Here is a 24119-nt window from a genome sequence, read left to right on the forward strand (position 1 = left end):
ATAGAAGTGTTAAAAGATTCGATTGTTGCTCGGCCACATTTAAGTATACCGGAACCCTGTTACCACACGACAACAATGAGGAAATTTACGCTGCGCCGCAACCAAAACGCAACGCATGCATCCATTAAGTGACACATTGCGTTGCGCTTGTTACAAGGAAGATTAGTTAAACCACCACGAACCCGTGCGTGCCGTCGCGGCCGAGTTGTTCGACCAGTCCGAACTCCCAATCGAGATAGGCCTGCATGGCCTCGTCCTGATTGTCCGTGCCCTCGTATGGACGGCGATATCGGTCGATCAACGGCGACGCCAAGCGGGTCGGCCCCTCTTCCAGCGGCAGTCCGGCGGCGGCCCACGCCGAAGTTCCGCCGGTGAGCACATGCACCGGCAGATCGGTCAGCGCGCGCACGTCGCCGGCGACATAGCGCGCCAGCAGGCTGCTGCCGCAGGTGAGCACATAGCGTTTGGCGCCGGGCGAAAGCTTCGATACGACAGCCGGCAATTCGGAGCGCAGCGCGAACCAGGCGCCCGGAATATGACGCTTTTGATAATTGACGCCGGAGGTGAAGTCCAGCAGCACCGTCTCTTCCGGCGCGTCTGCGAGCCATTGCGCAAGGGCCTCCGTGCCGATCTCGCGTACTTCCGGATGCGGCGGAAGTTCGTCGGTCCATGCCTCCGCCACGTTGAAATCGGCGGTTTGCAGGCCGTCGATCACGTAGACCTCGTGGTTCATCTGCGCCAGCCAGTGCGCGGTCAGGTTGGCGCGAACGCCGTCGCTATCGGCCAGCACGATACGCGCGCCGCGCACCGGCGCAAACTGTTCGGTTTCCTGCACCAGCTGGCCGCCCGGCGCGGAGCGAAAACCAGGCAGGCGGCCGTCGCGGAATTCCGCCGGGCCGCGCACATCGAACAGATAGGTCGTGCGGGTGACGTCGGCCCGCAACCGGTCCAGTCCCGCGTAATCGAGGCGGCGCACACCGGCACGATCGGCCAGCGCTCTGGCGTCGGCGGCGGCTGTCAGACGGTTGGTTTCGGACGCGGGCGGGTAGCTTCGCGACTGGCCGTGTTCCAGTTTTTGGCGAGCCAAGGTCCAGCCGATCGTGCCGTTGCGCAGTGCAGCAACCGGATTGGGAATTCCGGCGTTAATCAGCGATTGCGTGCCGATGATGCTGCGGGTCCGGCCGGCGCAGTTGACGATAATTTGTGTCTTCGGGTCCGGCGCGAGTTCGCGCGCGCGCAGCGCCAGCTCGGCGCCGGGAACGCTGAAACTGCCCGGGATGCTCATGGTCTGGTATTCGTCGTAGCGGCGCGCGTCGAGGACGACAATGTCCCCGCCGCCGTCGATCAGCGCTTTCACCTCCGGCGCGGACAGCGATGGCGTGTGGCGCTTCGCCTCGACCAACTCGCCGAAGGCCTTACTGGGTACATTCACGTCGCGGAACAACTCGCCGCCGGCGGCCTGCCAGCCGGCGACGCCGCCGGCGAGCAGCGAAACGTCGGTGTAACCCAATTGGCGCAGACGGCTGGCGGCGGATACGGCCAGGCCCTCGCCGCCATCCAGCACGACGATGTGCACATCGCGGCGCGGCAGCTTGGCGTAGGCATCGAGCTCGATGCGGCCGTACGGCAGGTTGGCGGCGAACAGCGGATGCGCCTGCGCATGCGGATCCTCCTCGCGCACGTCGAGCAGCGCGATCTCTCGTCGCGCCAGCAGGTCTTCGCGCACTTGCTGCGGGCTGCGGTAAGGGAAGCCAAGCAGGCCGGTTTGGAGCGGATTTTTAGTCATGGCTTTCGGATTCCTTGGATTGTGTGTGACGATCAGGCGGCATTGGCGTAGCCGGAGCGGAAAGGCTTGACCGCGCCTTCCGGCGTGAACACGCTGCGGTCCACGGCGCCGATGTCGGCGCCATAGACGTGGATGCCGATCGAGATGCGGTCGTCGTAGGCGTTGAAGACCTGGTGGATGTCGCCCAGCGTTGGCGATACGGCCGTCACCACGCCCGTTTCAAGCCGCTGCGGCTCGCCCACCTTTTCGAGCACGCCATCGGCGCGGCGGCGGTAGTCCTGCGAGATCTCGGCGCCGCGCAACAAGCCGATCAGGCCCCATACCGTGTGGTTGTGGATCGGCGTCGACTGGCCCGGTCCCCAGACGAAGCTGACCACCGAGAACCGCGCCGCCGGATCGCGGTACAGCAGATATTGGCGGTAGTACTGCGGGTCGGGCAGCGCTGCCTGCTGCGGCAGCCAGTCGTCATGGGCGATCAGTTCGCGCAGCAGTTTGGAGCCCTGCGCGACGATGCGCGTTTCGTCCGTTTCGTGGCCCTGCCCCAGCAGGGAGTCCAGCGCCTCGACGAAATGCCGCAGGCGGGCCGGCGTTTCAAAATCTGGTGATGCACTCATTTACATCTCCTGTATCAGGCGGCCTGCCGGCGCGCGGCGGTGTTGCGGTTTTCCGGAACGTCCAGCCCGAGGTTGCCGCGCAAGGTGGTGTGTTCGTAGTCCCGGCGGAACAGGCCGCGCTGCTGCAGCACCGGCACCACCTCGGCGACAAAGGCGTCGAGCTGGCGTGGCAGCGACTCAAACAGTATAAACCCGTCGGCGGCGCCGCCATCGAACCAGTGCTGGATCGCGTTGGCCACCTGTACGCCGGTGCCTACGAACTCCTTGCGCGGGCTGGCGTAGCGCAGCGCGGTCTCGCGCAAGGTCAGGTTTTCGTCCCGCGCGGTGCGGATGATGCGCTCGGACGCGCTTCGATTGCTCTCGGCGCCGTATTGGGCGATGTCCGGGAATGGGCCGTCGAGCGGATACTGCGTCAGGTCATGTTCGTTGAACGAGCGCGCCAGCGCCACCAGCGCATCCTCGATGCGGATCAGCGCCACCGCTTCCTGGTAGAGGCGTTGCGCATCCTCCTCGGTTTTTCCGACGATGGCGCGCAGCGCCGGCAGCACCGCCAGCTTGCCGGCCGGCCGGCCGAAGGCAGCGGCGCGCTTCTTGATGTCCGCGTAGTAGGCCTGCGACGATTCGAAGTTCGATCCCTCGGTGAAGAAGGCCTCGGCGTGGCGCGCCGAGAAATTGCGTCCGTCCTCGGAGGCACCGGCCTGGAAGATCACCGGCTGTCCTTGCGGCGAGCGGCTGATGTTCAAAGGACCGCGCACCGAGAAGAACTCGCCCTGATGGTGCAACGTGTGCAGCTTGTCGGCGTCGATGAACTGGCCGCTGGCCTTGTCGTGCACCAGCGCGTCGTCCTCCCACGAATCCCACAGCCCCTGCACGGTTTGCAGATGCTCGGCGGCGATCCGGTAACGCACCTCGTGCGGCGGGTGCGTTGGCTTGCCGTAGTTCTCGGCGCTGCCCGACAGCCATGAGGTGACCACGTTCCAGCCGGCACGGCCCTTGCTGATGTGGTCCAGCGACGCGAACTGGCGGGCGACCGTGTAAGGCTCGCTGTAGCTGACCGTCAGCGTACCCACCAGGCCGATGTTGCTGGTGGCGGTGGCCAGCGCCGAGAGGATGGTCAGCGGCTCGAAGCGGTTCAGGTAGTGCGGGCTGGATTTCTCGGTGATGTGGACGCTGTCGGCCACGAACAGGAAATCGAACTTGCCCTGCTCCGCCAGTTTCGCCTGCCGCAGGTAGAAATCGATATTGGTGCTGGCGGTTGGATCGGCATCCGGATGACGCCAGTCGCCCCAGCCGGGGCCGACGCCGTGCAGGATGAAACCGAGTTTGAGTTGACGCGACGCTTGTGATGTAGTCATGACGATGCTCCTGATATGGGATGGGAACCGGGGATGGGAACCGGAGTTAAGCCGGCCGGAAAAGCGTGGTGTCGACCAGCCGGCTGGCATCGACCCGGCGCGGGAACAGCTTCGCTTCAAAAAATGTATCGGCCACCTGCTGCAACTGCGTGACGATCTGCTGATCGACGGGGCGTAGCTGCGGACGGTCGCGATCGACCACCAGCTTGACCACATCGGCCGGTAAACCGGTCAGGCGCTGGAAGACTTCGGCGTACTCCTTGGGGTGCGCGTTGGCCCAGGTGTTGGACAGCGCAAGGCGCCGCAGTACGTCGGCCAGGGCGGCGCGCTTGCCCGGATCGGCCAGCGCAGCATCCGACGCGGCGATCACGCCGATGCCGGAATTGATGCCCACGCCGTCGCGCAACACGCGCGCGCCGTGGATCTCGGCGTTGGCCTGGTAGGTGCCGAAGGTGGCCCAGGCTTCGATCTTCCCGCTGGAAAAAGCGACGGCGGCGTCGCTCGGCAGCAGGAAGCCGGTGGTAACGTCGTCCGGCTTCAGCCCCGCCTCGCGCAGCGCGCCAAACAGCAGGTAATGCGCGACGCTGCCGCGCGCCGACGAGACGATGACGTTGCGGCCTTTAAGATCGGCGACGGACTTGATCGGCGATCCGGCGGGCACCAGTATCGCCACGCCGGTCGGCGACGACACGCTGGCCGCCACCACCTTGACGCGGGCGCCTCCCGCCGCCGCCGCAAGGGCCGGCGTGTCGGCCGCCATCGCGGTATCTACATCGCCCGAGACCACCGCCTCGAACAGCGGCGCGGCGCCCTGGAAGCTGGCCCATTGGATCTTGTACGGCACGTCGGCGAGCACGCCGGCCGCTTCCGCCTTGGTGCGCAGCAGCTTGACCTGGTCACCCAGTACCACGGTTACCTTGGACAGGTCGACCGGAGCCGGGGCGGCCGAAGCACCGGAATTCCCCGACTCGGCGGCCTTGCCGCAGGCGCCCAGCAGCGCGGCCGCCGGCAGCATCGCCAGCAAGCGCCGGATGCGATCGGGATCAGAAGTCATAAGTGACCTTGCCGTAGTAGTAGGCGCCGCTCGGCGCGAATGGCGCGGGGCCGTAGACAAAGCCGCTGCTGCCGGAGTTGGCGTCGCCCGGACCGTTGCGGTCCGGCTTGGTGTCGAACAGGTTGGCCGCCCCCAGTACCAGCTTGGCGCGTTTGGTGACGGCGTAGCTGACATCGAGGTCGGTCAACCACTTGGCGCCGAAATGGTAGTCCCTGGCGCGATCGGCGGTGGTTTGCCAAGTGGAGGAATCGTAGCGGGTGGTTTGCAGATTCGCCTCCACCGGTCCGATGAACCAGCGCGCCGACAATATCAGCTTGGTCTTGGGAGTCGCGGTCAGGTCGCCTATGCCGCCACCGGCCGAGTAACCGAACCATACCGAACTGCCACCCGGATTGGCGCCCAACGCCGTGATCTCCGATGGTGTGGCCTTGATATTGGTGATCCTGGTGCGATTCCAGTTGACCGCCGCGCCCCAGCGCACCAGTCCATAGCTGCCGTAGTCGCTGGTGATGTCGGCCACCAGGTCGGCGCCGCGCGTGCGGGTATCGACCCCGTTGGCGAAGTACTGCACCCACTCGGTGCCGGTCAGCCCACCGGCCACCAGGGTCGGCGCGAAGGCCGGGCCGAACATGTAGCCGGTGCGGATGATGCGGTCCTTGACCTTGACCTGGTAACCATCGAGCGTGATGTTGATGTTATCGGCAGGCTTGAGCACCAGGCCGATGCCGAAGTTGACCGACTTCTCGGGATCGAGGTCGCGCGCGCCGAACTGACGGGCCAATGCCGAATCGTTGCGTAGCAGCTTGGACAGGCTGGGCTCCACCACCCCGGTGACCGGGTTGATGTTGGTGCGGTTGTCGGTCTGGGAGTAGCCCGATTGCGTCAGCGAAGGCGCGCGGAACCCGGAACCGACGGTGCCGCGTACCGCGAACGTCGGCGAAAAGTCGTAGCGGCTGTTGATCTTGCCGCTGGCGGTATTGCCAGCACTGTCGTTGTAGTGCTCCGCGCGCACCGCGCCATCGACGAACAGGTTCTCGACCGGATAGAAGCCGATGTCGTTATAGATCGCCAGCACCGTGCGTTGGATGCGGGTCGCGTCGGCGGGCGACAACGCCACGCCGGCCTGCGCGCCAACGGCGGCCGGCTTGCCGACATTAGGATTGCCCTCCTGGTCGCCGGGTTTGAAGATGTAGCCGCCGTTGATGTAACCTAGCGGATCGCCGGCATAGGTGGTGAAGCGCTCGACGCGCTGTTCCAGGCCCCACGACCACTGCAATGGCTTTTTCAGGCCGATGTCAAATGCGCGCGTGAAGTCCTCGTTGGTGGTCCATTGTTCGAACTGATAGACGGCCAGGTTATCGAAGCTGGTCGGCGACGTCGGTCCCAGCGAGGGATTCAAGGTCAGGTTGCTGTATTGGCGGGCGCGGTTCTTGCCGTAGCCGGTGCTGATATCCCAGTTCCAGCCGGCGGTGCGCCCGCGCGCGCCGGCGTTCAGCTGGAAGTCGAAGGCACTCATATTATTCAGCGCGAAGTAGCCGTCCGGATAGACCTGCGCTAGCGTCGCCAGCCCGTTGGGACGGCGGAAGTTATTGCCAGCCACCGTGTTGCGGGTGCCGGCGGTGCCGAACGCGTACAGCGTGATGTCCTTGTTGAACGGTTTCTCGGCGTTGAAGGCCAGGTCGTAGGCTTCGATGCCCGGATCGCCGTTGTGCGCGCCGTCGCGGTTCCAGGTCGCGTTCTTGGGATTCGACGCGGGCGAATAGGCGACCAGATTGGTCGACGGGAAGTTGTTCCAGGACTGGCCGCGCTTGCGCAGCGCGGTGGCGACATGAACGAAGCCGTCCTCGCCCAGCGCGAAGCCAACGTCGCCTTCCAGCTTTTTGTTGGATAGGTCGCCGGCTCCGCTCTTCAACTCCCCATAGCTGGCCGAGATCTGGCCGCCGTGGTTACCCGTTTTGAGGATGACGTTGACCACGCCGGCCACCGCGTCCGAGCCGTATTGCGCGGCCGCGCTGTCCTTGAGCACTTCGATATGGTCGATGGCGCTGAGCGGAATGGTATCGGGGTCAATCGCGTTCACACCGCTGGTATCGCCGCCGCCATTGGTCAGCAGCGCCGAATTGTGGCGGCGCTTGCCGTTGACCAGTACCAGCGTGTAGGCCGGTCCCAGGCCACGGTTACTGACCGGGCGCACCACCGAGTTGACGCCGGCCTGGTTGGTTCCAAAGTTAAACGACGGCAGCAGACGCCCCAGCGCCTCGGCCAGCTCCGCGCGGCCGGTGTGGATCAACTGCTCGCCGCTGATCACGTCGATCGGCGCCGGGCTGTCCGCCACCGTGCGCGCCTCGCCGCGCACTCCGGTGGTAACCACCACGTCCTGCACCTGCCCCACGCTGGTCTGCGCCAGTGCGGTTGCGCCTCCCAGCAGGCCGGTCGCCAGCAGCGCCAGACGCAGGGACTTCAGTTTTGGTTGGTTTTTCTTATAATGCTGCATGCAGTGATTCCCTATATCGTGAAGGTTATTTTGGTCAGGCCAGGTACTTGGCAAAGCTACGGTCCCAGATTGGCTTGACATCGACGCGGCGCGCCAGCAGGCCGGCATCGGAAAACACATCGGCTACCTGCTGCTGCGACTTGATCGCCGCATCGTCCACCGCCACCAGCTTGTAGGGCTGGCTGCGCTGGGTGGCCTGGTTCAGGAAGAACTGCGGCGGCACGCCGGCGATCTGGCCGCTCTTGGCCGCCCATGGCTTCGGATTTCGGTTGATCCAGTCGTAGACCTTCGCTACGCGCTGAAGGTAATCGCCTATGGCGGCGTGCTTGAGCGGATCGGCGATCGCATTGGCAGATGTGCTGATCACATAGTTCCCTGACAGGTAACCGTCCGCCGTGCGCAGCACGCGCGCGCCCTCCTGGCTTTTGGCCAGTTCCACCACCAGGCCGTAGATCACCCACGCATCGAGCTGCCCGCTCTTGAACGCCGCGAAGGCGTCCTGCGGGGGCAGTGCCACCGGCTGGATATCCTTGAACCCAAGGCCGTTTTCCTTCAACAGCTGCAGCAGGAAGTAGTGCGAGGTGGTCGACCGCGCGTAGCCGATGCGCTTGCCCTTGAACTGGGCCGGATCGGTGATGGGCGAGCTTTTCGGCACCAGCACCACCTGGTTGTTGACGTCCCCGCGCAGCACCGCGATCACCTTTAACGGCGTGCCGCTGGCGGCGGCGAAGATCGGCGGGATTTCACTCATGGAGCCGAAATCCAGGGAACCCGACGCCAGTGCTTCGACGATCAGGTTCCCGGCCGCGAATTCGGCTAGCGCCGTCTTGTACGGGATGGCGGCGACGCCTGCCTCGTTGAAGTAGTAGGAGTCGCCGCCCTTGTAGGTGCCGACCCGCAGCGTGGTATCGCGCAGTTGTGCGGCCGCCGCGCGGGTGGCGTTGCTCCAGCCGCCCAGCAGCGCGGCCAGTCCGGCGCCGGCGCCCAATCGCGCGCTCCTGCGCAAAAATTGACGGCGAGTGTCGCCCTTCGAAGTGATCGAATCCATTTTTGATGCCTCTGTAAAGTATGTGTTTAGGGCGCGGGCGCTTCCGAGACCAGCGCGATGCGGGCGTAGCCGGCGTCGTTCAAGGTTCCCATCGTCTTGACGATGCGGCCGTAGGCCAGCGCCTGGTCGCCGCGCAGGTGGATGCGGCGCTCTTTGTCGCCGGCCGCTTCCTGCGCCATCAGCGGCAGCAGCGTATCCGGTGTCGTGGCGGTCTGGTTGACGAAGACCGTGCCGCTGGCATCGATGCTAACGACGATAGGCGGCTTGGGCTCCTCCAGCGGCTTGGCGCTGGACGTCGGCAGATCAACCTTGACGCCGGCCGTCATCATCGGTGCCGCCACCATGAAGACGATCAGCAGCACCAGCATGACATCGACCAGCGGCGTGACGTTGATATCGCTGACCGGACCTGGGCGGTGGGCCGGGCCTGAGGATAAACGGACGCCCATGTCAGGCTCCCTGCGCCGCCAGCGGCGTGACGTTGCGCGCGGCGCGGTCGGCCTTGGCCGGCGCGGCATCGATAGTCTCCACCAGCGCTTCACCCGCTTCCAGTTGGCGCGATAGCTGCACCTCCACCAGTCCGACCAGAGTGGAAAGACGGGCGGCATAACTGTTCAAATCACCGGATGCGCGGTTGTAGGCGACGACGGCGGGAATCGCCGCCACCAGTCCCAGCGCGGTGGCAAACAAGGCCTCCGCGATGCCCGGCGCCACCACGGCCAGGCTGGTGCTGTTGCTGGCGGCGATCCCCTGGAACGCGTTCATGATGCCCCAGACGGTGCCGAACAGGCCGACGAAAGGCGCGACCGAACCGACTGTCGCCAGTATCGACAGGCCTTTTTGCAGCTGCTCCACCTCGACGTTGCTGCTGATCTGGCCCACGCGGTTGATGCGTTCCTTCAGGCTGTCGCGCCCCGCCGCGTCGACATGCAGATGCTGGCGGTGGCTGGTGTGCCATTCATCGACAATGGCGTGATAGATGCGGGCGAACGGGTCCTGCGTATTTTGCTTGAGCTCCTGCGCCAGCCGCGTCAGCGAGCGCTGTCCGGCCAGCGCGCCGGTCCAGGCGACGGCGTTGCGGCGCAGGCGGGAAAAGCGCAGCAGCTTGTCGATGATGACGCCCCAGCTGGCGAGCGATGCCAGCACCAGCACCACCATGATGGATTTAACGATAAAGTCGGCCTGCTCGAACAGCTGCAACGGCGACAGATGAGCAACAGACTGGGCAACAACTTGGGTAGCACTCATGGCGTTTTCCTTGACTAGTTAATTTTGAAGACGATGTTCCCGGCCAGCAGATAGGTGCTACCGCCCAGATCTGGCAACCGGGGGAATGGCGCCGCGCGCCGAATCGCGTCGCGCGCCGCCTCGTCCAGCGCTTCCACGCCGGACGACTGGATATCGAAGGAAATCAGCGCGCCCTGCGGGTTGAGCGTCAGCCGGTAGCCGACCTTGCCCTGCTGGCGGCGCATCTTCGCTTCGCGCGGATAATCGGTATTGCTGTTGATGCGGGCGTAGACCTGGTTCACATAGTCGGTCGGAATGCCTTCGGTGCTGATCTGCTTGGGGGCGGCGGCCACCGGCGCGGGAGCCGGGGGCTGCGGCGGTGCCGGCGCCACCGGCGTCACCGGTCCGATGGGCGCGGCCTGCACCGGCGGCGCGGGCGGTGTGTAGGTCTCGGCCTGGTCGGCGGATGTCTCCACCGTCTTCGGCGTCGGCAAAGCCTGGGCCGCTGGCTTGGGCGGCGCCAGTCGCACCGGTTTCTCCTTCACCGGCTCCGGCTTGGGCGGCGCCAGTTCCTTCTTGGGCTCCGGCTGCAACCGAATCAGCTCCACCACCGGCGGTGTCACCGGCGGTTTGACGACGGCGCTGGAAAAGCTCCAGATGGCCAGCAACGCCGCGCCGTGCACCAGCACCGTACCGGCGGCACCGGGGCTGCGCAGCCAGCCGGCCGGCTTGGCGGCCGCCGCGTTCAGGTAGGAAGTAGCGAATCCAGCACTCAGCGCTACTGCGTCGACCTGGTCGGTCTGGTATGCGTCGTTAAATGACAATGTGGCGCTAGACATGATGGTCCTCCTTGATTAGTCGAACAGGTCCGGCTCTTCACGCGTGATGACGTCCCACAGCGGCTGGAAGCTGAACCAGCCGCCTGCGTCGGAGCCAATCTGGCCGGCCGTGTGCAACGCCACCTCGTGCGGAATCGGCTTGGTCGGACCTGCCGCCTCGGACAACAACTGCGCCTGGGCGGCGTTCTCGAAGGCGATGTACCGCCACACCGCCGACTCCACCGACGCACCGACCGTCAGCAGGCCATGGTTCTGCAGGATCACCGCCTTGCGCTGGCCCAGAGTGGCGGCGATGCGTTCGCCCTCGCTCGAATCGAGCACCACGCCGCTGAAGTCCGCGAAGATCGCGTGGTCCTGGTAGAACGCGCAGGAGTCCTGGGTCAGCGGGTCGAGCAGCCTGCCCTGCGCGGCGAACGCCTTGCCATACAGGCCGTGCGAATGCGCGGCGGCGATGACATCCGGCCGCGCCTTGTGCAGCTCCGAGTGGATCGCGAACGCGGCGCGGTTCAGCAGACCGTCGCCCTCCACGACCTTGCCGTCGTGGCTGACCAGGATCAGGTCCGATACGCGAATATGACCGAAGTAGACGCCGGCCGGATTGACCCAGAAGTGGTCCGGAAATTCCGGGTCGCGCGCGGTGATGTGTCCCGCTCCGCCCATGTCGTAGCCATAGCGCGCGAACAGGCGGAAGGAAACGGCCAGCCGCTCCTTGCGGTACTGGCGTTGGGCTTCGATGGTCGGCGGCGGTGGCGGCTCGGCGAAGATGACGCTGCCGTTGGCGTCGCGCGGCGCCGCGTAGATCGCCGGACGCGGTGTGTTTTTGCCGACCTGGCGCAGGTGGGGCCGCGACAGCGGCGCCGAGTACAGTGGTGATGAGCTACTCATGATGGTTCCTTGTAAGTTCAGTAGCCGCGCGCGGTGTCGACCACGTCGGTCAATGGTTCACCGCTGCGGAAGCGGTCCAGGTTCAGCACGAACTTGTCGATCAGCGCCGGCACGATCTGGTCGGTGCTGGGCGATATGTGCGGCGACAGGCGCACGCGCGGATGGCCATAGAACGCGTGCCCCGCCGGCAGCGGTTCGGGATCGGTCACGTCCAGCGTCGCCAGCGCCACCTTGCCTTCGTTGAGCGCGTCGAGCAGCGCCTGATGGTCGACCAGATTGCCGCGCGCGATATTGATCAGGTGCAGACCGGGCCTGGCGTGGGCCAGCGCGGCGCGGCTGATGGCGTGCCGCGTCTCGGCGGTCGACGGCGCCGCCAGCACTAGATGGTCCGAACGCGCCAGAAGTTGATCCAGCGAGTCGACCCGTTCGACGCCATCGACATCGAAAGGGGTGTCGGAACGGCGCAGCGCCACCACCTTGATGCCCAGCGCGAGCGCCCGCTGCGCCAGCGCCCGGCCAATCGAACCGAAGCCGTAAAGACCCAACGTGGTCCCCTGCACCAGGCCTAGCGTCAGCCGGCGCCAGTCGCTGGCCTGCTCCAGCCAGATTTGCGGAATATGCTTGGCGGCCGTGAAGATCGCCGCCAGCACGTATTCCGCGATCGCCACCGAGGCGGTGCCGCGCGCCGAGGTGACCACCGGCCCTTCGAACAGCCAATCGGGGTAGTAGTCGATGCCGACCGACGCCAGTTGCACCCAGCGCACCTCGCTCCACCCCGCCGGGGCTGGTGTCTTCAACAACGTCTGGCCTTTCGGCGCGGGCAGCGCGAACAGGACGTCCGCTCCCCGCGGCAGCGCCGTCAGCGGCCCAGGTGGCACGTCGCGCACGGCCAGGCCGGTGCGCTGGGCCAGCAGCGCGTTGACCTTGGGGTCGAACTGGCTGGCGACGATTATGTCGCCGTTCTTCAAGCTGGTCGTTTGGCTCATCGACTACTCCGTATTCAGGCGGCCAGGCGCGAAGGCTGGCCGGCTTGCTGCGCTTCGCGCTCGGCCACCGCCGCGCGCACCAGGGGAATCAGCTCGCGGCCGTACTGCAGCGCGTCCTGGATCGGATCGAAGCCACGGATCAGGAAGGTGGTCACGCCCAGTTCCCAGTACTTGAGCAGCGCGTCGCGCACCTGTTCCGGCGTGCCCACCAAGCCGGTGGAATTGCCGGCCGCCTTGGTCAGCGCCGCGATGCCGGTCCACAGGCGCTCGTCGACCACCTTGCCCTGCGCGGCGGTGTCGAGCAGACGCTGGGATCCTGCGTTCTGCGGCTGCTGCGGGCGTTGGCTGAAGAATGTATTGCCTTTGACCCGCTCCGTGGCGGTGGCCAGGATGGCATCCGCCTTGGCCCAGGCTTGGTCTTCGGTGGCGGCCAGCACGGGGCGCAGCGACAGGCTGAAACGGATTTTGTCGGCGCGGCCATGCTCGGCGGCGGCCGCCCTGACGCGAGCGATGGTCTCCGCCACCTGGGCCAGCGATTCGCCCCACAGCGCATACACGTCCGCGTGCTTGCCGGCGACTTCGATCGCCGCCTCGGACGAGCCGCCGAAGTACACCGGAATGTGCTGGTTGTTCAGCGGGCGCACGCCGGCGTTCTGACCTTTGAAGCGGTAGATCGGTCCCTCGTGGTCGAACGGCCCTTCCGAGGTCCAGGTCTTACGGACTACATCCAGATATTCGTCGGTGCGCTGGTAGCGCTGGTCGTGGTCGAGGAAGTCGCCGTCGCGCTGCTGCTCGGTATCGTCGCCGCCGCTGATGACGTGGACCGCCAGGCGGCCATCGCTGAAGTGGTCCAGCGTGGCGAACTGGCGCGCCGCCAGGGTCGGCGACACGAAGCCCGGACGATGGGCCAGCAGGATGCCCAGCTTCTCCGTCTGCGAGGCGATATAGGAGGCGACCTGGAAGCCGTCCACCGAGGCGCTGCTGTGGGCCACCAGCACGCGGTCGAAACCGGCGTATTCGTGGGCGCGGGCGACCGCGCCGAGGAAGCTCTTGTTGACGACGGACCCTTGCGGCAGCACGGTTTCGGATACTTCCTGGGTGGCGCTAAAGCCGATGAATTCGATGCTCATGATGCTTCCTTTGCAGTGATGGATGAAATACCGGCCACGCCGGACGAGGAGGTTTTTCTAGCGGCGCGGGCGGCGAAAGCCGCTTTGCCGCTGTTGACTAAAATGGTGTCGTTCTGCGGCGTGTGGATACGGCTGCATAGCACATCGCGGTAGTGGCGCTGTAGCGGGTTGGCGCGCGACAGGCCCGGATTTCCGCTTAGCTCAATCGCCTTCTCCACCACCTGGATCGCCTGGTTGGTGACCAGGTATTTGATGCGGAAGGCGTCCGGTGCCGGCACCGCGCCCTTGGCGGCGGCGTCGATCAGCACGCGGTTGGAGAACAGCCAGGCGTCCAGCTGGCCCAGCGCCTCCTGGAAGCGCGGCAGCGTCGAAAGCGGCGCGCCAAGGTTGGCGGGCACGCGTTCTTCCAGCCAGGTCGCCAGCCAGTCGCGGGCCGAACGGGCCACCGCATCGTAGATCGCCGACAGCAGCACCGACATCCATAGCAGCAGCGAGGCATCCAGATCCGGCGCCGCGCCGGCCGGCGCCACTTCCACCGCGTGGTCGAGCGGCACCAGCACATCGTCGAACACCACCTCGTGGCTGCCGGTGGCGCGCATGCCCAGGTGATCCCAGTTTTCGATCACGGTGATGCCCGGCGTGTCGCGGCGCACCAGCCAACTGCCGACCAGCGGTTCCGGATCGTCGCTGCGGGCCCAAACGCCCAGCCAGGTAAGGCGGGGTATGCCGGTCGAATAGATTTTCCGGCCGCTGATGCGCCAGCCCTCCGGCGTGCGCCGAGCGGTTGTCGCGGGCAGGCCGCCGCGCGCGGGCGTGCCCAATTCGGGTTCCACGCGCAGCGCGTTGATCAGCGCGCCGTCGCGCAGGGTCTCTTCGACAACACGCTGCAGCAGGTGGGGCGGCCACTTCGACTGCCGGCCCGACGCATGGTGCAGATACTGCATCGTCAGTACCAGCGCGGTGGACGGTTCGCCACGCGCCACGGCGGCCACCACGCGCGCGGTCTGCGCAAGGTTGGCGCCGAGGCCGCCGAGGGCGCGCGGCACGGTCAAACCGAGCAGACCCAGTTCGTGCAGGCGTTCGAAATTTTGATGCGGGAAGCTGGCGTCACGATCGTGCTGTTCGGCGGTGGCGGCGAATTCGGCGCTCAGGCCCTCCAGCAACGCGGCGAATTCCGGGCTGTCCAGCTGATGGGCGGGATCGATGACTGGCAGGCGAAGGACGGATGTGGTCATGATCAGATCGAGAAGTTACTGAAGTTGAACGGGGTATGGACCGGCGCCGGCACCTCCGGCTCGGGCGCCGGGGCCGGAGCATCTGTTTCCACGCCCAGCAACTGCAGCAGCTGGGCGCGAACCCGCTGGAACTCCGGCCGCTCGGCGCTGCGGGGACGGGGCTGTGCGATCGCGATATCGGAGACGATGCGGCCCTTTTCCAGTACCAGCACGCGGTCGGCCAGCAGCACCGCCTCGTCGACGTCGTGCGTCACCAGCAGCACGGATGGCCGGTGCTGGCGCCACAGCGCCAGGATCAGCTGGTGCATGCGGATGCGGGTCAACGCGTCCAGCGCAGCGAAAGGCTCGTCGAGCAGCAGCAACTGAGGCTCGCGCACCAGCGCCCGGGCCAGCGCCACGCGCTGCGCCTCGCCGCCGGACAGCGTCGCCGGCCAGGCGTTCTCGCGATGGTCCAGCCCCACCTCGGCCAGCGCCCGGCGTGCGCGTTCGCGCGGATGGTCGATCTTCAGTCCCAATGTGACGTTGCGCCAGGCGCGCTTCCACGGCATCAGACGGGGCTCCTGGAACACGGCGGCGCGGGCTTGCGGCACCTCCAAGGTACCGGAGGTGATGCGATCCAGTCCCGCCATTGCGCGCAGCAGCGTGGTCTTGCCGGAGCCGCTGCGACCCAGCAGCGCGACAAATTCGCCAGCGCGGATGTCGAGATTGAGCTGGTCGAGAATGACGTTCTGGCCGAAGTACTTGCTCAGCAGGCGTGCCTGCACCGGAGTGCGCGGCGGGACCGGCGCCTCGGGACGAAAGCTGGAGGCGCCGTCGTTGCGCGCGGCAATTCCGACACCGGGGCGGTCGAGTTGTATGGTTTGCATGCTCAGTCCTTGATGAAAGTCGGACGCCAGGCCAGCGCATAGTGTTCGATGGCGCGCACCAGCAAATCGGTGGCGAGGCCCAGCAGGCTATAGACCAACAGGCAAACGACGATGACGTCGGTGCGCATGAAGTCGCGGGCGTTGTTAATCAGGTAGCCCAGGCCCGCCGTGGCGTTGATCTGCTCCACCGCCACCAGCGACAACCAGCTGACACCGAGCGAGTAGCGCAGGCCGACCAGAAAGGATGGCAAGGCGCCGGGCAGGATCACATGAACGATCAACTGCGGATAACTCAGGCCGAACAGGCGCGCCGCCTCCACCAGCTTGGAATCGATGCCGCGTATGCCGCTGTACAGCGTCAGGTACATCGGGAAGGTGGTGGCGAAGGCGATGAGCGCGATCTTGGTGAACTCGCCGATGCCGAACCACAGGATGAACAGCGGGACCAGGCCGAGGAAGGGCAAGGTGCGCGCCATCTGCATCGTCGAATCGACCGCCACTTCGCCCTGGCGCGACAGGCCGGCGATCAGCGCCAGCGCGGTGCCCAGCGTGAGCGACACCGACAAGCCGGTGAGAACGCGGTGCAGCGACACCCACACGTTGCTGCCCATTTCACCGGATGCGATCAACTCGCCCAGCGTGACGAAGATCTGCGACGGCGCCGCCAGCACACGCTCCGGCAGGTAGCCGGTGCGCGAAGCCACTTCCCACAGCGCGAGCAGCACCAGCGGGCTGGCCGCGCGCCGCAACGCGGAGAGCAGAACGGAAGGCTTGGTTTTGGCGGGCGCCGTATCAGGAACTGATGCGGGAGACGATACTGGTACTGTCGCGGCGCCGTAGGCAGGAGTTGAAACCGACATGTCTTTGCTTCCCTATGCTGAGGATTCGAAGGCCTTTCGAGCCGTTGAAATCTAGTATAGGTAGCAAATGATTATGTCAAAACTAATTGTTTCGACTATTGATATATGATTTTCAGGAATAATTACAAACTAGCGCGCGGCCACCTTGGGCACCGCCTTCAGCGGTGCCTCGGCGAACGCGTGCTGCACCGCCTGCGCGAAGAAATCGATGGCGTGCTGCACCGGGCCTGGCTGCAAAGGCTGCACCAGCCAGATATCGAGCACCGGCTTGAAGTCGACCACGTTGACGATATCGAGCTGCGCCCGATGGCGGCTGCGCTCCAGTATCGGGCGCGGCATCAGTCCCAGACCCAGTCCGCTGGCGGCCAGTCCCAGTTGCAGGTCGGTGCCGAAAGTCTCGAGATTGATCTTGAACGACAGCCCCTGCTCCATCAGCGCGCGCGCCAACCCGGCGCGGAAGCCGCAACCGTCCGGATTGAGCACCCAGCCGGTGCTGAAAATGTCGCGCAGCTTGTAACTGCGCTTGGGCATGGCGCCCTTCTGCGCGACGATCACCAGCTCGATGCGGCCAAGCGTGCGCCCGCGCAGCCCTTCGGGCAGCACTTTCGTGGCAGGGAACAGCGCCACGGCGGCGTCGATCTCCGCGTTGGAGACCCGCTCGACCAGCTGGGAACCCCAGCCCGACGTCACTTCCGTATGCAAGCCGTCGAAGGTGCGGTTCAGCTTTTGCAGCGTATCGAGCAGCACCACGTCGCCGATGGTCTGAATGACGCCGATGCGGAACACGCCGGTGGGCGCCTGGTCCACCTGCACCAGGTCGCGCAGGCGATCCACTTCCAGCAGCACTTTTCCACACTGCTCGAACACCTGCTTGCCCATCAAGCTGGGTTTGGGCGGCTTGACGCTGCGGTCGAGCAGTTCCACTCCCAGCTCCTGCTCCAGGTTCTGCACGCGGCGCGTGATCGCCGACTGCGTCAGCCCCAGCGTCTCGGCGGCGGCGCTGACCGACTGGCTGCGCACCACCGCCACGAACGCACTGATGTCATCTATTTTCATGTAAGTATCGACGTAAGTATCGAATTAAGCCCTGCAAAAACAGACGCCATATTACCCCCTAATCAGAACTTGTAGTTCGCCCTGACATAGTAATAGCCGCCGTTGAACGGTATCTGTGCGGCCGCCGTATCATACTGATAGACGCCCAGATAGCGGCTGATGGGCGGCACCTTGGTCGGATAAACGTCGAACAGGTTGGTCGCGCCGGCGGCCAGTTGTAGCTTTTTAGTCACCGCGTAGCGTACTTCCAGATCGGTCAGCGTCTTCGGCTTGTTCTCTATGTGGTTGAACACCGTCGTCGAATAAATATTCGGTCCCGAATAAAAAGTCGCCTCGGTCGCGGTTTTGCCGTAACGGGTGGCGTGCAGGCTCACGCTCCAGTCGTCCAACGTCCAAACGCCGCCGATAATCAGCTTGTTCTTGGGCGTGGCAGTGGTCAGGTAACCGACTTGCTGGGCATTGAGCAAGGTCTGTCCGTTGCCGTCGTTGGCGACCTTGGTCACCTTGCTGGTATTGATGTTGGCGCTGAAGTCCCAGTCGATGCGGCCCAGGCTCCCCAGGTTGGTTGGATAGCCCGCGACAAAATCCAGTCCCTGCGTGCGGGTATCGACACCGTTAGCGTAGTAGCTGGCGCTCACCGACGACAAGCCGCTCGGCAAGCTGATGCCGGCCGCCGTCAACGCGTCGATGGCCGCCTGGCCGGTGTACGTGCCACCCTGGACGATACGGTCGCGGATCAAAATGCGGTAGGCATCGACCGTCACATGCAGATTCTCTATCGGCTCGGCGACCAGGCCCAGATTGAAACTGCGCGACTTTTCCGGCCGCAGCGCCAGGGCGCCCAGTTTGCGGGCCGCCTCCGAATTGACGGCCAACTGGCCGCCGGCCGTGGTGGGCGAGACGGCGAGGCTGGTGTAATTCGCCTGCGCCAGCGATGGCGCGCGGAAGCCGGTGCTGGCCGTACCCCGCAAGGCGAAGCGCGGATTGAACTCATAGCGCGTCGAAATCTTGGCGTTGCGGGTGCTGCCGGCGTCGCTGTAGTGCTCATAGCGGCCGGCCAGTTCGGCCTCCCACTGGCTGGTCAGCTTGGTCGAAAAATCGACATAGGCGGCCCCGATATTGCGCGAATGTTTGCCGGCGCTGACTGGAGAAAGTCCGGGCAAAGCCTGCGAGCCGCTACCGAAGTAGGACGCTTCGTCACCCGCCCCCACCTCATAAGTCTCCCGGCGAAACTCGGCGCCCAGCGCCACGCTCAAGGAGGAAGGCAAAAAACCGGTATCGAGCGCGCGGGCCAGATCCGCGTTGGCGCTTTGCTGGATATTCTTGTACTGCGCCAGATGGAAGCTGGTGGGCGTGGCGCCGGTGGCCGCGTACAAATCGGTGTTGGCGGAATCGACCATGTTGATTTTGACGTTGTCGATGCCGTAGCTGGCGCTCAGGTCCCAGCGCCATCCCGCCAGATCGGCACCTTTGATACCGGCGGTCAGCGCGGCATCGGTCTCGTTGCTGGTTTCGATGGGACTGAAGCCGTTCGGATGCACCTGCGGCAACCGCGACGGCAGCCGGTAGTTTTGATAGCTGCCGCCCGTGCGGTGGGCGGCGGTACCGAACGCATACAGCTCGACATCCTTATTCACCACGATGCCGGCGTTGGCACCAAACGACTCACGGCGGATTTGCGGGTCGCCGAGCGTGCGGTTGACGAAAGTGCCGGTGCGCTCGTCGGCGCCGCTGCGCATGCTGTGTTCATGCCGTCGGTATTCCGCGCTCAGATGCAAGAAGCCGTCCGCGCCGAGCGGCAGGCCGATATCGGCCGCGCCGCCCAGTGTGAAACCGTCATGCTTGTAGTACTCGCCGGCCGTGGCGGTCACGCTGCCACCCTGGCTCGACGATTTGAGTATGACGTTGATCACGCCGGCGATGGCGTCCGAGCCGTATTGCGCCGCCGCGCCGTCGCGCAGCACCTCGATATGGTCGACGGCGCTGACCGGTATCAGGTCGATATCGACCGGCGTGGCGCCCTGCTGCGAGCCTGCATCCGCCGTAATGTTGGCCGACGTGTGGCGGCGTTTGCCGTTCACCAGCAGCAGAACGTGATTGGGACTGAGCCCGCGCAACGTCAACGCGCTGGTCAGGTTGGCGGCGTCGCCGGTCTGGGCCAGCCGGTTGATCGACGGCAGCAGCTTGACCAGCGCGTCGCGTAAATCGGTCTGGCCGGTGCGCTGCAAATCCTTGGCGCTGATCACATCGATGGGACTGAGGCTTTCCCCGGCCGAGCGCTGAATATCGCGGGTGCCGGTGACGACGACATCCTGCACGATGGCGGCGGCCAGCGCCGCCGCTTCGGGTTCGGCTTCGGCGGCCATGGCCGGCGAGGCGGCCGCGTACAACAACGAAAGAGCCAATGCTACGGGACGAAGGCGTGGTCGGATCGATGACGGTTGATTCATGCGGTTCAGCTCCTGAAGGATATAAAAGTTATGGCTTGACGCGGGCGGCGACCAGGTCGATCTCCACCAGGGCGCCAGGCAGCGGCAGTGCGGCGACCTGCAAGGCTGTTCGGGCCGGCTTTGCCGGTTGCGCGGCGGTGCCGAAGAACTGGCCGAAGGCGGTATTCAGTCCGTTGAAATCGAGTTTGTTATCCAACTTCGGATCGCCCACCAGGAACACGCGCAACGAGACGACGTCGCCGAAGGTCAAGCCTTCGGCCGCCAGCGCGGCCTGCAGCTTGCGTAGTACCGACGCGGTCTGCGTCTCGGTACTGCCATACGCGGCCGGCGTTCCCTTCGGCGCGGCGGCGTCCGCGATATCCGGCAGCACACCGCTGAAATAGATGGTTTCCGCGTTGGCCGGCACCGTGACGGCGACCGAGATCGGGAAATTCGAATTGGGGATCGGCGTGCGCTTGATCTGCTGCGCCTGGGCGGCGGCGGTGGACAACAACAGGCTTGCGAAAAGTACTTTTGCGGTGGTTTTCATGGCGTGGTCTCTCATAGTGAAAAAAATCAGGCGGCGCGCTTGGCGACGGCAGCGCCGGAAGCAACGCGCTGTGCGATGGCGGCGATGGCATGATGGGCCGATAGCGCGGCGCCCTCCTGCCAGGCGCCGATCTGGCTCAGGTACTCGCCGGCGAAGTGGACGCGCCCCTCCGGCTTATTGAGTAATGTGTATTCCTTCTCCGCCGGCGTGGCCCAGTGCACCCAGGACCCAAGGCTGTACGGCACCTTGTGCCAGGCCACGCTGACGGGACGCTGCAGTTCGGCGCCGCGCCCCGGATGCACGCGGTCGATGACACCGCGCGAGGAAGCGAATTGCGCGGCCAAGGGTTTGGCGGTGAAATCTCGCGCGGCCTGGCCGATGTTGTAGCACCCGACCAGCACGCCGCTGGCCTTGTGAAAACCGCCACTTGGATACCAGATCAGCCCCGTCTCGTGCTTGACGATGGAGATGCCGCCGTAGATATGGGTATCCGTCTCCCAGAAGCGGCGCGACTGCCAGGCGATCTTGCTGGCGGTGTCGTAGTGGACACCGGTGATCGCGGCTTTCACCTCCGGCGAGAAATTCGTGTCGACCAGCGCCAGCACCGGCAACGGGAAAGTCGTTATGGCGAAATCGGCCGACAACACCTGCTCCTTGCCGCTGGCGCGGTCGCGTACCGTCACATCGACGCCAGTGGGCTTGTTGCGGATGGCCTTGACCTCGGTGTTCAGCCGCACGACATCCTTCAGCCGTTCGTGGAAGGCGTGGGGGATGCGGTCCATGCCGCCTACCGGCTGCAGCATCGTCGGCTGGAAGATCAGCAATTCATCGAAGATCAGCGAGGTCCAAAGATCCGGATCGAGCAAGGCCTCCAGCGACAGCGGCTCCTGGCGTTCGCCGACCTGCTCCGCCGATCCCGGAAAGACCTTGTAGCCGGAGCGTTCGGTGCCCTTGAACTCCGCCTTTGGCGTCAGGTCGCCATAGACCTTGAGGAATTCGACCAGCCGCGCGCGGTCGTCGGTGCTCAGCTCTTGATCGAGCGCGCCGCGATTGACCGACTTGGCCAACAGCTCGGAGATATGGCCGCGCGCGTCGTTGATGGCGCGCCGCAGCTGGATCGGCTGTCCGCCCTTGGCCGCATCGGGCAGAAAATAGGCGCTGCGGCTTGTGTTGACCTCAGCCTCCAGCTCGACGCCGAACTCGCGGCAATATCCGAGGATGGTCTGGTGATGGCTGGGCAAACGCGCCGGCCCCGCGTTGAAATAGTGGTCCGGCTCGAATTCGGCGGTCTGCGTGGTACCGTCGTCGTACTCAATGCGTGTGCCATTGCGGATCGTCCAATTACGGCCGCCAACGCGGTCACGCGCCTCCACCACCTGCACCTCGTAGCCTGCTTTTCGCAACTCGTAGGCCGACACCAGGCCGGCGACGCCCGCACCCAGCACCAGCACGCGCAAGCCCTTCCCCGAGCCGGGCGCCAGCTGCAAACCGGCGGTTTGGCCGGCGGCCGCGATCGCCGGCGCGCCCAATCCCAAGGTCGTCATCGCGGCGGCTGCGGCGGCGTAGCCGCTGGTGGCAGCAAGCTGCACAAGGAAGGTCCGACGCGACACTGTCATAAGTTAGCTCCACAAGTTGGTTAAGTCGGAGCGATCTTATGACGCGGATAATTATGTAGAAACTAATTGTTTATCATATTCAAATATGAATTTTGAGAATAATGTATTTACGTGGACGATATCTGCTGGCGCTATATCCAAACGCGAAACCATTCGTTCCAGCACCGGCGGCAGACGACCTACAATCGAAAGATAACCAACTTCCGGAGCCTTCATGTTCACCCCGCGCCGCCGTACCGTGCTATCCCTGTTTGCGCTGACATCCTTGCTGCCACTGGCTTCCTTGCCTGCGATGGCGCAAAAACCGTCGACGCTGCGCATCGGCTATCAGAAGTCATCCACCCTGCTCACCATCCTCAAGGTGCGCGGCCAACTGGAACAGGATCTCGCACCGCTGGGCGTCAAAGTCAGTTGGCATGAGTTCTCCAGCGGCCTGCCGCTGCTGGAGGCGCTCAATGTCGGCGGCGTGGATTTGAGCGCGGACGTGGCGGACACCGTGCCCGTCTTTGCGCAGGCGGCCGGCGCGCAGCTAACCTATTTTGCGCAGGAGTCGCCGTCACCATCTGCACAGGCGATCGTCGTGCGCGCCAACGCGCCGTATGCGACGGTGGCTGATTTAAAGGGGAAGAAGATCGCGCTGACCAAGGCGGCCGGCAGCCACTATCTGCTGATCGCGGCGCTGGACAAGACGGGCCTGCGTTTCAAGGATATCGAACCTGCGTATCTGACACCGGCCGATGGCCGCGCGGCGTTCGAGCGTGGCAGCGTCGCAGCCTGGGTGACTTGGGACCCGTACCTGGCAGGCGTGCAGCGGCAGTCGTCGGTGAAGATTTTGGCGGACGGCCGCAATATCGCCGACTACCAGCGCTACTATCTGGCCGCGACCAGCTATGCGGAGGCGCGTTCGGATGTGCTGGCGGTGGTTTTTGAGGCCTTGCGCAAGACAGGCAAGTGGGTCAAGCAATCGCCGAAGGAGGCGTCCGAGTTGCTGGCGCCGGCGTGGGGGCTGGATGCGAAGACGGTGGAACTGGCCAATAGCCGGCGTAGTTACGATGTGCGGCTTGTGCAAAAGGATGCGCTGGGAGAGCAGCAGCGCATTGCAGATGCGTTTTACGGCGAGGGCCTGCTGCCGCGCAAGCTGGATGCGACGGCCGTGCCGCTGTGGCGTGGCGCGAAATAGCATTTGGCGCAGCTTGATACATCGCGGAGACACGTAGGGCGGATTAGGCGAAGCCGTAATCCGCCATTTGTGAGCCGCCGACGAAGCATGCATTGGCGGATTACGCTGCGCTAATCCGCCCTACGTGATTGCCGGGTATGCAGCCGCCTCGGCTTCGCTCTGAATTTGAAGTATCCGTTCGTAATCGGTATCGCCTCGATATTCAAAGCCGCTGATACTCAACACCTCCATCGGCTCCCGCAACCGCGCACTCGGCCGCAGCAAAGCCGCGCGCAGCCGCAGCACCAACGCCTCCTCCACGCCGCCGCCCGCAATCAAAGGCAACCCCGGCGACACCACCGAATACCGCAACACCTTCAGCCCCCTCAACGCTCCCGAATCCTCCCGCGCCAGATACCCCCACGTCACACAATCCACCGCCGCGATATCGGCCGCGCCCTGGCGCACCATGCGCACGCTGGCGGCATGGCTACCCGACTGAATCACCCGGCCAAAAAAACGCCCGCCGCGCGAAAGCGGCGCCACCGCATGGCGCAGTACATTCATCCCGCTATTGGAGTTCAAATCATTGACCACCGCTACCAGCCCAACCGCATCGGCCAGCACATCGACCTCCGCCCCCTCGCGCACCACGATCACGCTCGAATAATCGCTACCCGAACACCCGGCGAAATCGTAGCAAGGCGTGGCGACCAATGTCACCTCACCGCGCAACTGGGTCATGTAAGGATAACCGCAAGTCTGGCTAAGCAGCAGATCCCGCCGCCGCCAGAACGCCGGCAGGTCCGAAGGCAATTCCAGCGACACCGCCTGTCCGGCCTCCTCCGCCAGGGTCACCACCAAGTCCTCATACGCCTGCCCAAGCCGCGCGGAGACGTTGTACATGGGCAGAGCGGCGATCCAGGTCAT

General features: G+C 65.0%; 22 protein-coding genes. 1 reads left to right on the plus strand and 21 read right to left on the minus strand.

Going from position 1 to position 24119, the window contains the following annotated elements:
- Positions 1–166: 166 nt before the first annotated feature.
- The 20 genes from AC07P1_RS20080 to AC07P1_RS20175 form a co-directional block, all read right to left on the minus strand.
- On the minus strand, positions 167–1786 hold the full coding sequence (locus AC07P1_RS20080; protein ID WP_494697471.1) for a rhodanese-related sulfurtransferase: 1620 nt from the start codon (positions 1784–1786) through the stop codon (positions 167–169).
- Between the two features lie 32 nt (positions 1787–1818).
- A complete protein-coding gene (locus AC07P1_RS20085) occupies positions 1819–2400 on the minus strand; it encodes a cysteine dioxygenase family protein (RefSeq protein WP_494697472.1) in 582 nt (193 codons plus the stop codon).
- 14 nt (positions 2401–2414) lie between these two features.
- Positions 2415–3755 carry an LLM class flavin-dependent oxidoreductase gene (locus AC07P1_RS20090; protein WP_494697473.1) on the minus strand — a complete coding sequence of 447 codons (1341 nt, stop codon included), beginning with the start codon at positions 3753–3755 and terminating at the stop codon, positions 2415–2417.
- A gap of 46 nt (positions 3756–3801) precedes the next feature.
- Positions 3802–4809, minus strand: coding sequence for an ABC transporter substrate-binding protein (locus tag AC07P1_RS20095; RefSeq protein ID WP_494697474.1), 1008 nt, complete (start codon positions 4807–4809; stop codon positions 3802–3804).
- Positions 4799–7303 (minus strand): TonB-dependent receptor plug domain-containing protein, encoded by a 2505-nt coding sequence (locus AC07P1_RS20100; RefSeq protein WP_494697475.1) that lies wholly within the window; start codon positions 7301–7303, stop codon positions 4799–4801. The genes AC07P1_RS20095 and AC07P1_RS20100 overlap by 11 nt, the downstream gene beginning before the upstream one ends.
- Before the next feature lie 34 nt (positions 7304–7337).
- Positions 7338–8351: an ABC transporter substrate-binding protein gene (locus AC07P1_RS20105; RefSeq protein WP_494697476.1), complete on the minus strand. Its 1014-nt coding sequence runs from the start codon at positions 8349–8351 to the stop codon at positions 7338–7340.
- Positions 8352–8377: 26 nt separating this feature from the next.
- Positions 8378–8800 carry an ExbD/TolR family protein gene (locus AC07P1_RS20110; protein ID WP_494697477.1) on the minus strand — a complete coding sequence of 141 codons (423 nt, stop codon included), beginning with the start codon at positions 8798–8800 and terminating at the stop codon, positions 8378–8380.
- 1 nt (position 8801) lies between these two features.
- Positions 8802–9599 carry a protein TolQ gene (gene tolQ / locus AC07P1_RS20115; protein ID WP_494697478.1) on the minus strand — a complete coding sequence of 266 codons (798 nt, stop codon included), beginning with the start codon at positions 9597–9599 and terminating at the stop codon, positions 8802–8804.
- 14 nt (positions 9600–9613) lie between these two features.
- Positions 9614–10417, minus strand: coding sequence for a TonB family protein (locus AC07P1_RS20120; RefSeq protein ID WP_494697479.1), 804 nt, complete (start codon positions 10415–10417; stop codon positions 9614–9616).
- Between the two features lie 15 nt (positions 10418–10432).
- Positions 10433–11323: a class II aldolase/adducin family protein gene (locus tag AC07P1_RS20125; RefSeq protein ID WP_494697630.1), complete on the minus strand. Its 891-nt coding sequence runs from the start codon at positions 11321–11323 to the stop codon at positions 10433–10435.
- A complete protein-coding gene (locus AC07P1_RS20130; RefSeq protein WP_494697480.1) occupies positions 11320–12288 on the minus strand; it encodes a D-isomer specific 2-hydroxyacid dehydrogenase family protein in 969 nt (322 codons plus the stop codon). The genes AC07P1_RS20125 and AC07P1_RS20130 overlap by 4 nt, the downstream gene beginning before the upstream one ends.
- A 14-nt stretch (positions 12289–12302) precedes the next feature.
- Positions 12303–13418, minus strand: a complete 1116-nt coding sequence (locus AC07P1_RS20135; protein ID WP_494697481.1) for an LLM class flavin-dependent oxidoreductase — start codon at positions 13416–13418, stop codon at positions 12303–12305.
- Positions 13415–14653, minus strand: coding sequence for an acyl-CoA dehydrogenase family protein (locus tag AC07P1_RS20140; protein WP_494697482.1), 1239 nt, complete (start codon positions 14651–14653; stop codon positions 13415–13417). Before AC07P1_RS20140 ends, AC07P1_RS20135 begins: the two co-directional genes overlap by 4 nt.
- A gap of 2 nt (positions 14654–14655) precedes the next feature.
- Positions 14656–15519, minus strand: a complete 864-nt coding sequence (locus AC07P1_RS20145) for an ABC transporter ATP-binding protein (RefSeq protein WP_494697483.1) — start codon at positions 15517–15519, stop codon at positions 14656–14658.
- Between the two features lie 2 nt (positions 15520–15521).
- On the minus strand, positions 15522–16379 hold the full coding sequence (locus tag AC07P1_RS20150) for an ABC transporter permease (protein WP_494697484.1): 858 nt from the start codon (positions 16377–16379) through the stop codon (positions 15522–15524).
- 129 nt (positions 16380–16508) lie between these two features.
- Positions 16509–17435: a LysR family transcriptional regulator gene (locus AC07P1_RS20155; RefSeq protein WP_494697485.1), complete on the minus strand. Its 927-nt coding sequence runs from the start codon at positions 17433–17435 to the stop codon at positions 16509–16511.
- A gap of 62 nt (positions 17436–17497) precedes the next feature.
- On the minus strand, positions 17498–19885 hold the full coding sequence (locus AC07P1_RS20160; protein WP_494697486.1) for a TonB-dependent receptor plug domain-containing protein: 2388 nt from the start codon (positions 19883–19885) through the stop codon (positions 17498–17500).
- A gap of 28 nt (positions 19886–19913) precedes the next feature.
- Positions 19914–20414 carry a RidA family protein gene (locus AC07P1_RS20165; protein ID WP_494697487.1) on the minus strand — a complete coding sequence of 167 codons (501 nt, stop codon included), beginning with the start codon at positions 20412–20414 and terminating at the stop codon, positions 19914–19916.
- Positions 20415–20440: 26 nt separating this feature from the next.
- Positions 20441–22030 carry a flavin monoamine oxidase family protein gene (locus AC07P1_RS20170; protein ID WP_494697488.1) on the minus strand — a complete coding sequence of 530 codons (1590 nt, stop codon included), beginning with the start codon at positions 22028–22030 and terminating at the stop codon, positions 20441–20443.
- A gap of 51 nt (positions 22031–22081) precedes the next feature.
- Positions 22082–22246, minus strand: coding sequence for a hypothetical protein (locus AC07P1_RS20175; protein ID WP_494697489.1), 165 nt, complete (start codon positions 22244–22246; stop codon positions 22082–22084).
- On the opposite strand from AC07P1_RS20175, the gene AC07P1_RS20180 reads away from it, so the two are divergent.
- Positions 22245–23210, plus strand: coding sequence for an aliphatic sulfonate ABC transporter substrate-binding protein (locus AC07P1_RS20180; RefSeq protein ID WP_494697490.1), 966 nt, complete (start codon positions 22245–22247; stop codon positions 23208–23210). The two genes, AC07P1_RS20175 and AC07P1_RS20180, sit on opposite strands and share 2 nt — an antisense overlap.
- 120 nt (positions 23211–23330) lie before the next feature.
- On the opposite strand, the gene AC07P1_RS20185 is transcribed toward AC07P1_RS20180, so the two are convergent.
- Positions 23331–24119, minus strand: coding sequence for a phosphate/phosphite/phosphonate ABC transporter substrate-binding protein (locus AC07P1_RS20185; protein WP_494697491.1), 789 nt, complete (start codon positions 24117–24119; stop codon positions 23331–23333).

This window comes from Duganella sp. GW821-FHT07F09 (genome assembly GCF_059418705.1).

Excerpts from the sequence above, each read along its gene's own strand:
- AC07P1_RS20180 (WP_494697490.1), top strand. The coding sequence starts at position 22,245 with ATGTTCACCCCGCGCCGCCGTACCGTGCTATCCCTGTTTGCGCTGACA.
- AC07P1_RS20165 (WP_494697487.1), bottom strand. The coding sequence starts at position 20,414 with ATGAAAACCACCGCAAAAGTACTTTTCGCAAGCCTGTTGTTGTCCACC.
- tolQ (WP_494697478.1), bottom strand. The coding sequence starts at position 9,599 with ATGAGTGCTACCCAAGTTGTTGCCCAGTCTGTTGCTCATCTGTCGCCG.
- AC07P1_RS20095 (WP_494697474.1), bottom strand. The coding sequence starts at position 4,809 with ATGACTTCTGATCCCGATCGCATCCGGCGCTTGCTGGCGATGCTGCCG.
- AC07P1_RS20105 (WP_494697476.1), bottom strand. The coding sequence starts at position 8,351 with ATGGATTCGATCACTTCGAAGGGCGACACTCGCCGTCAATTTTTGCGC.
- AC07P1_RS20145 (WP_494697483.1), bottom strand. The coding sequence starts at position 15,519 with ATGCAAACCATACAACTCGACCGCCCCGGTGTCGGAATTGCCGCGCGC.
- AC07P1_RS20160 (WP_494697486.1), bottom strand. The coding sequence starts at position 19,885 with ATGAATCAACCGTCATCGATCCGACCACGCCTTCGTCCCGTAGCATTG.
- AC07P1_RS20170 (WP_494697488.1), bottom strand. The coding sequence starts at position 22,030 with ATGACAGTGTCGCGTCGGACCTTCCTTGTGCAGCTTGCTGCCACCAGC.
- AC07P1_RS20100 (WP_494697475.1), bottom strand. The coding sequence starts at position 7,303 with ATGCAGCATTATAAGAAAAACCAACCAAAACTGAAGTCCCTGCGTCTG.
- AC07P1_RS20135 (WP_494697481.1), bottom strand. The coding sequence starts at position 13,418 with ATGAGCATCGAATTCATCGGCTTTAGCGCCACCCAGGAAGTATCCGAA.
- AC07P1_RS20085 (WP_494697472.1), bottom strand. The coding sequence starts at position 2,400 with ATGAGTGCATCACCAGATTTTGAAACGCCGGCCCGCCTGCGGCATTTC.
- AC07P1_RS20110 (WP_494697477.1), bottom strand. The coding sequence starts at position 8,800 with ATGGGCGTCCGTTTATCCTCAGGCCCGGCCCACCGCCCAGGTCCGGTC.
- AC07P1_RS20155 (WP_494697485.1), bottom strand. The coding sequence starts at position 17,435 with ATGAAAATAGATGACATCAGTGCGTTCGTGGCGGTGGTGCGCAGCCAG.
- AC07P1_RS20140 (WP_494697482.1), bottom strand. The coding sequence starts at position 14,653 with ATGACCACATCCGTCCTTCGCCTGCCAGTCATCGATCCCGCCCATCAG.
- AC07P1_RS20130 (WP_494697480.1), bottom strand. The coding sequence starts at position 12,288 with ATGAGCCAAACGACCAGCTTGAAGAACGGCGACATAATCGTCGCCAGC.
- AC07P1_RS20185 (WP_494697491.1), bottom strand. The coding sequence starts at position 24,119 with ATGACCTGGATCGCCGCTCTGCCCATGTACAACGTCTCCGCGCGGCTT.
- AC07P1_RS20120 (WP_494697479.1), bottom strand. The coding sequence starts at position 10,417 with ATGTCTAGCGCCACATTGTCATTTAACGACGCATACCAGACCGACCAG.
- AC07P1_RS20150 (WP_494697484.1), bottom strand. The coding sequence starts at position 16,379 with ATGTCGGTTTCAACTCCTGCCTACGGCGCCGCGACAGTACCAGTATCG.
- AC07P1_RS20175 (WP_494697489.1), bottom strand. The coding sequence starts at position 22,246 with ATGAAGGCTCCGGAAGTTGGTTATCTTTCGATTGTAGGTCGTCTGCCG.
- AC07P1_RS20080 (WP_494697471.1), bottom strand. The coding sequence starts at position 1,786 with ATGACTAAAAATCCGCTCCAAACCGGCCTGCTTGGCTTCCCTTACCGC.
- AC07P1_RS20090 (WP_494697473.1), bottom strand. The coding sequence starts at position 3,755 with ATGACTACATCACAAGCGTCGCGTCAACTCAAACTCGGTTTCATCCTG.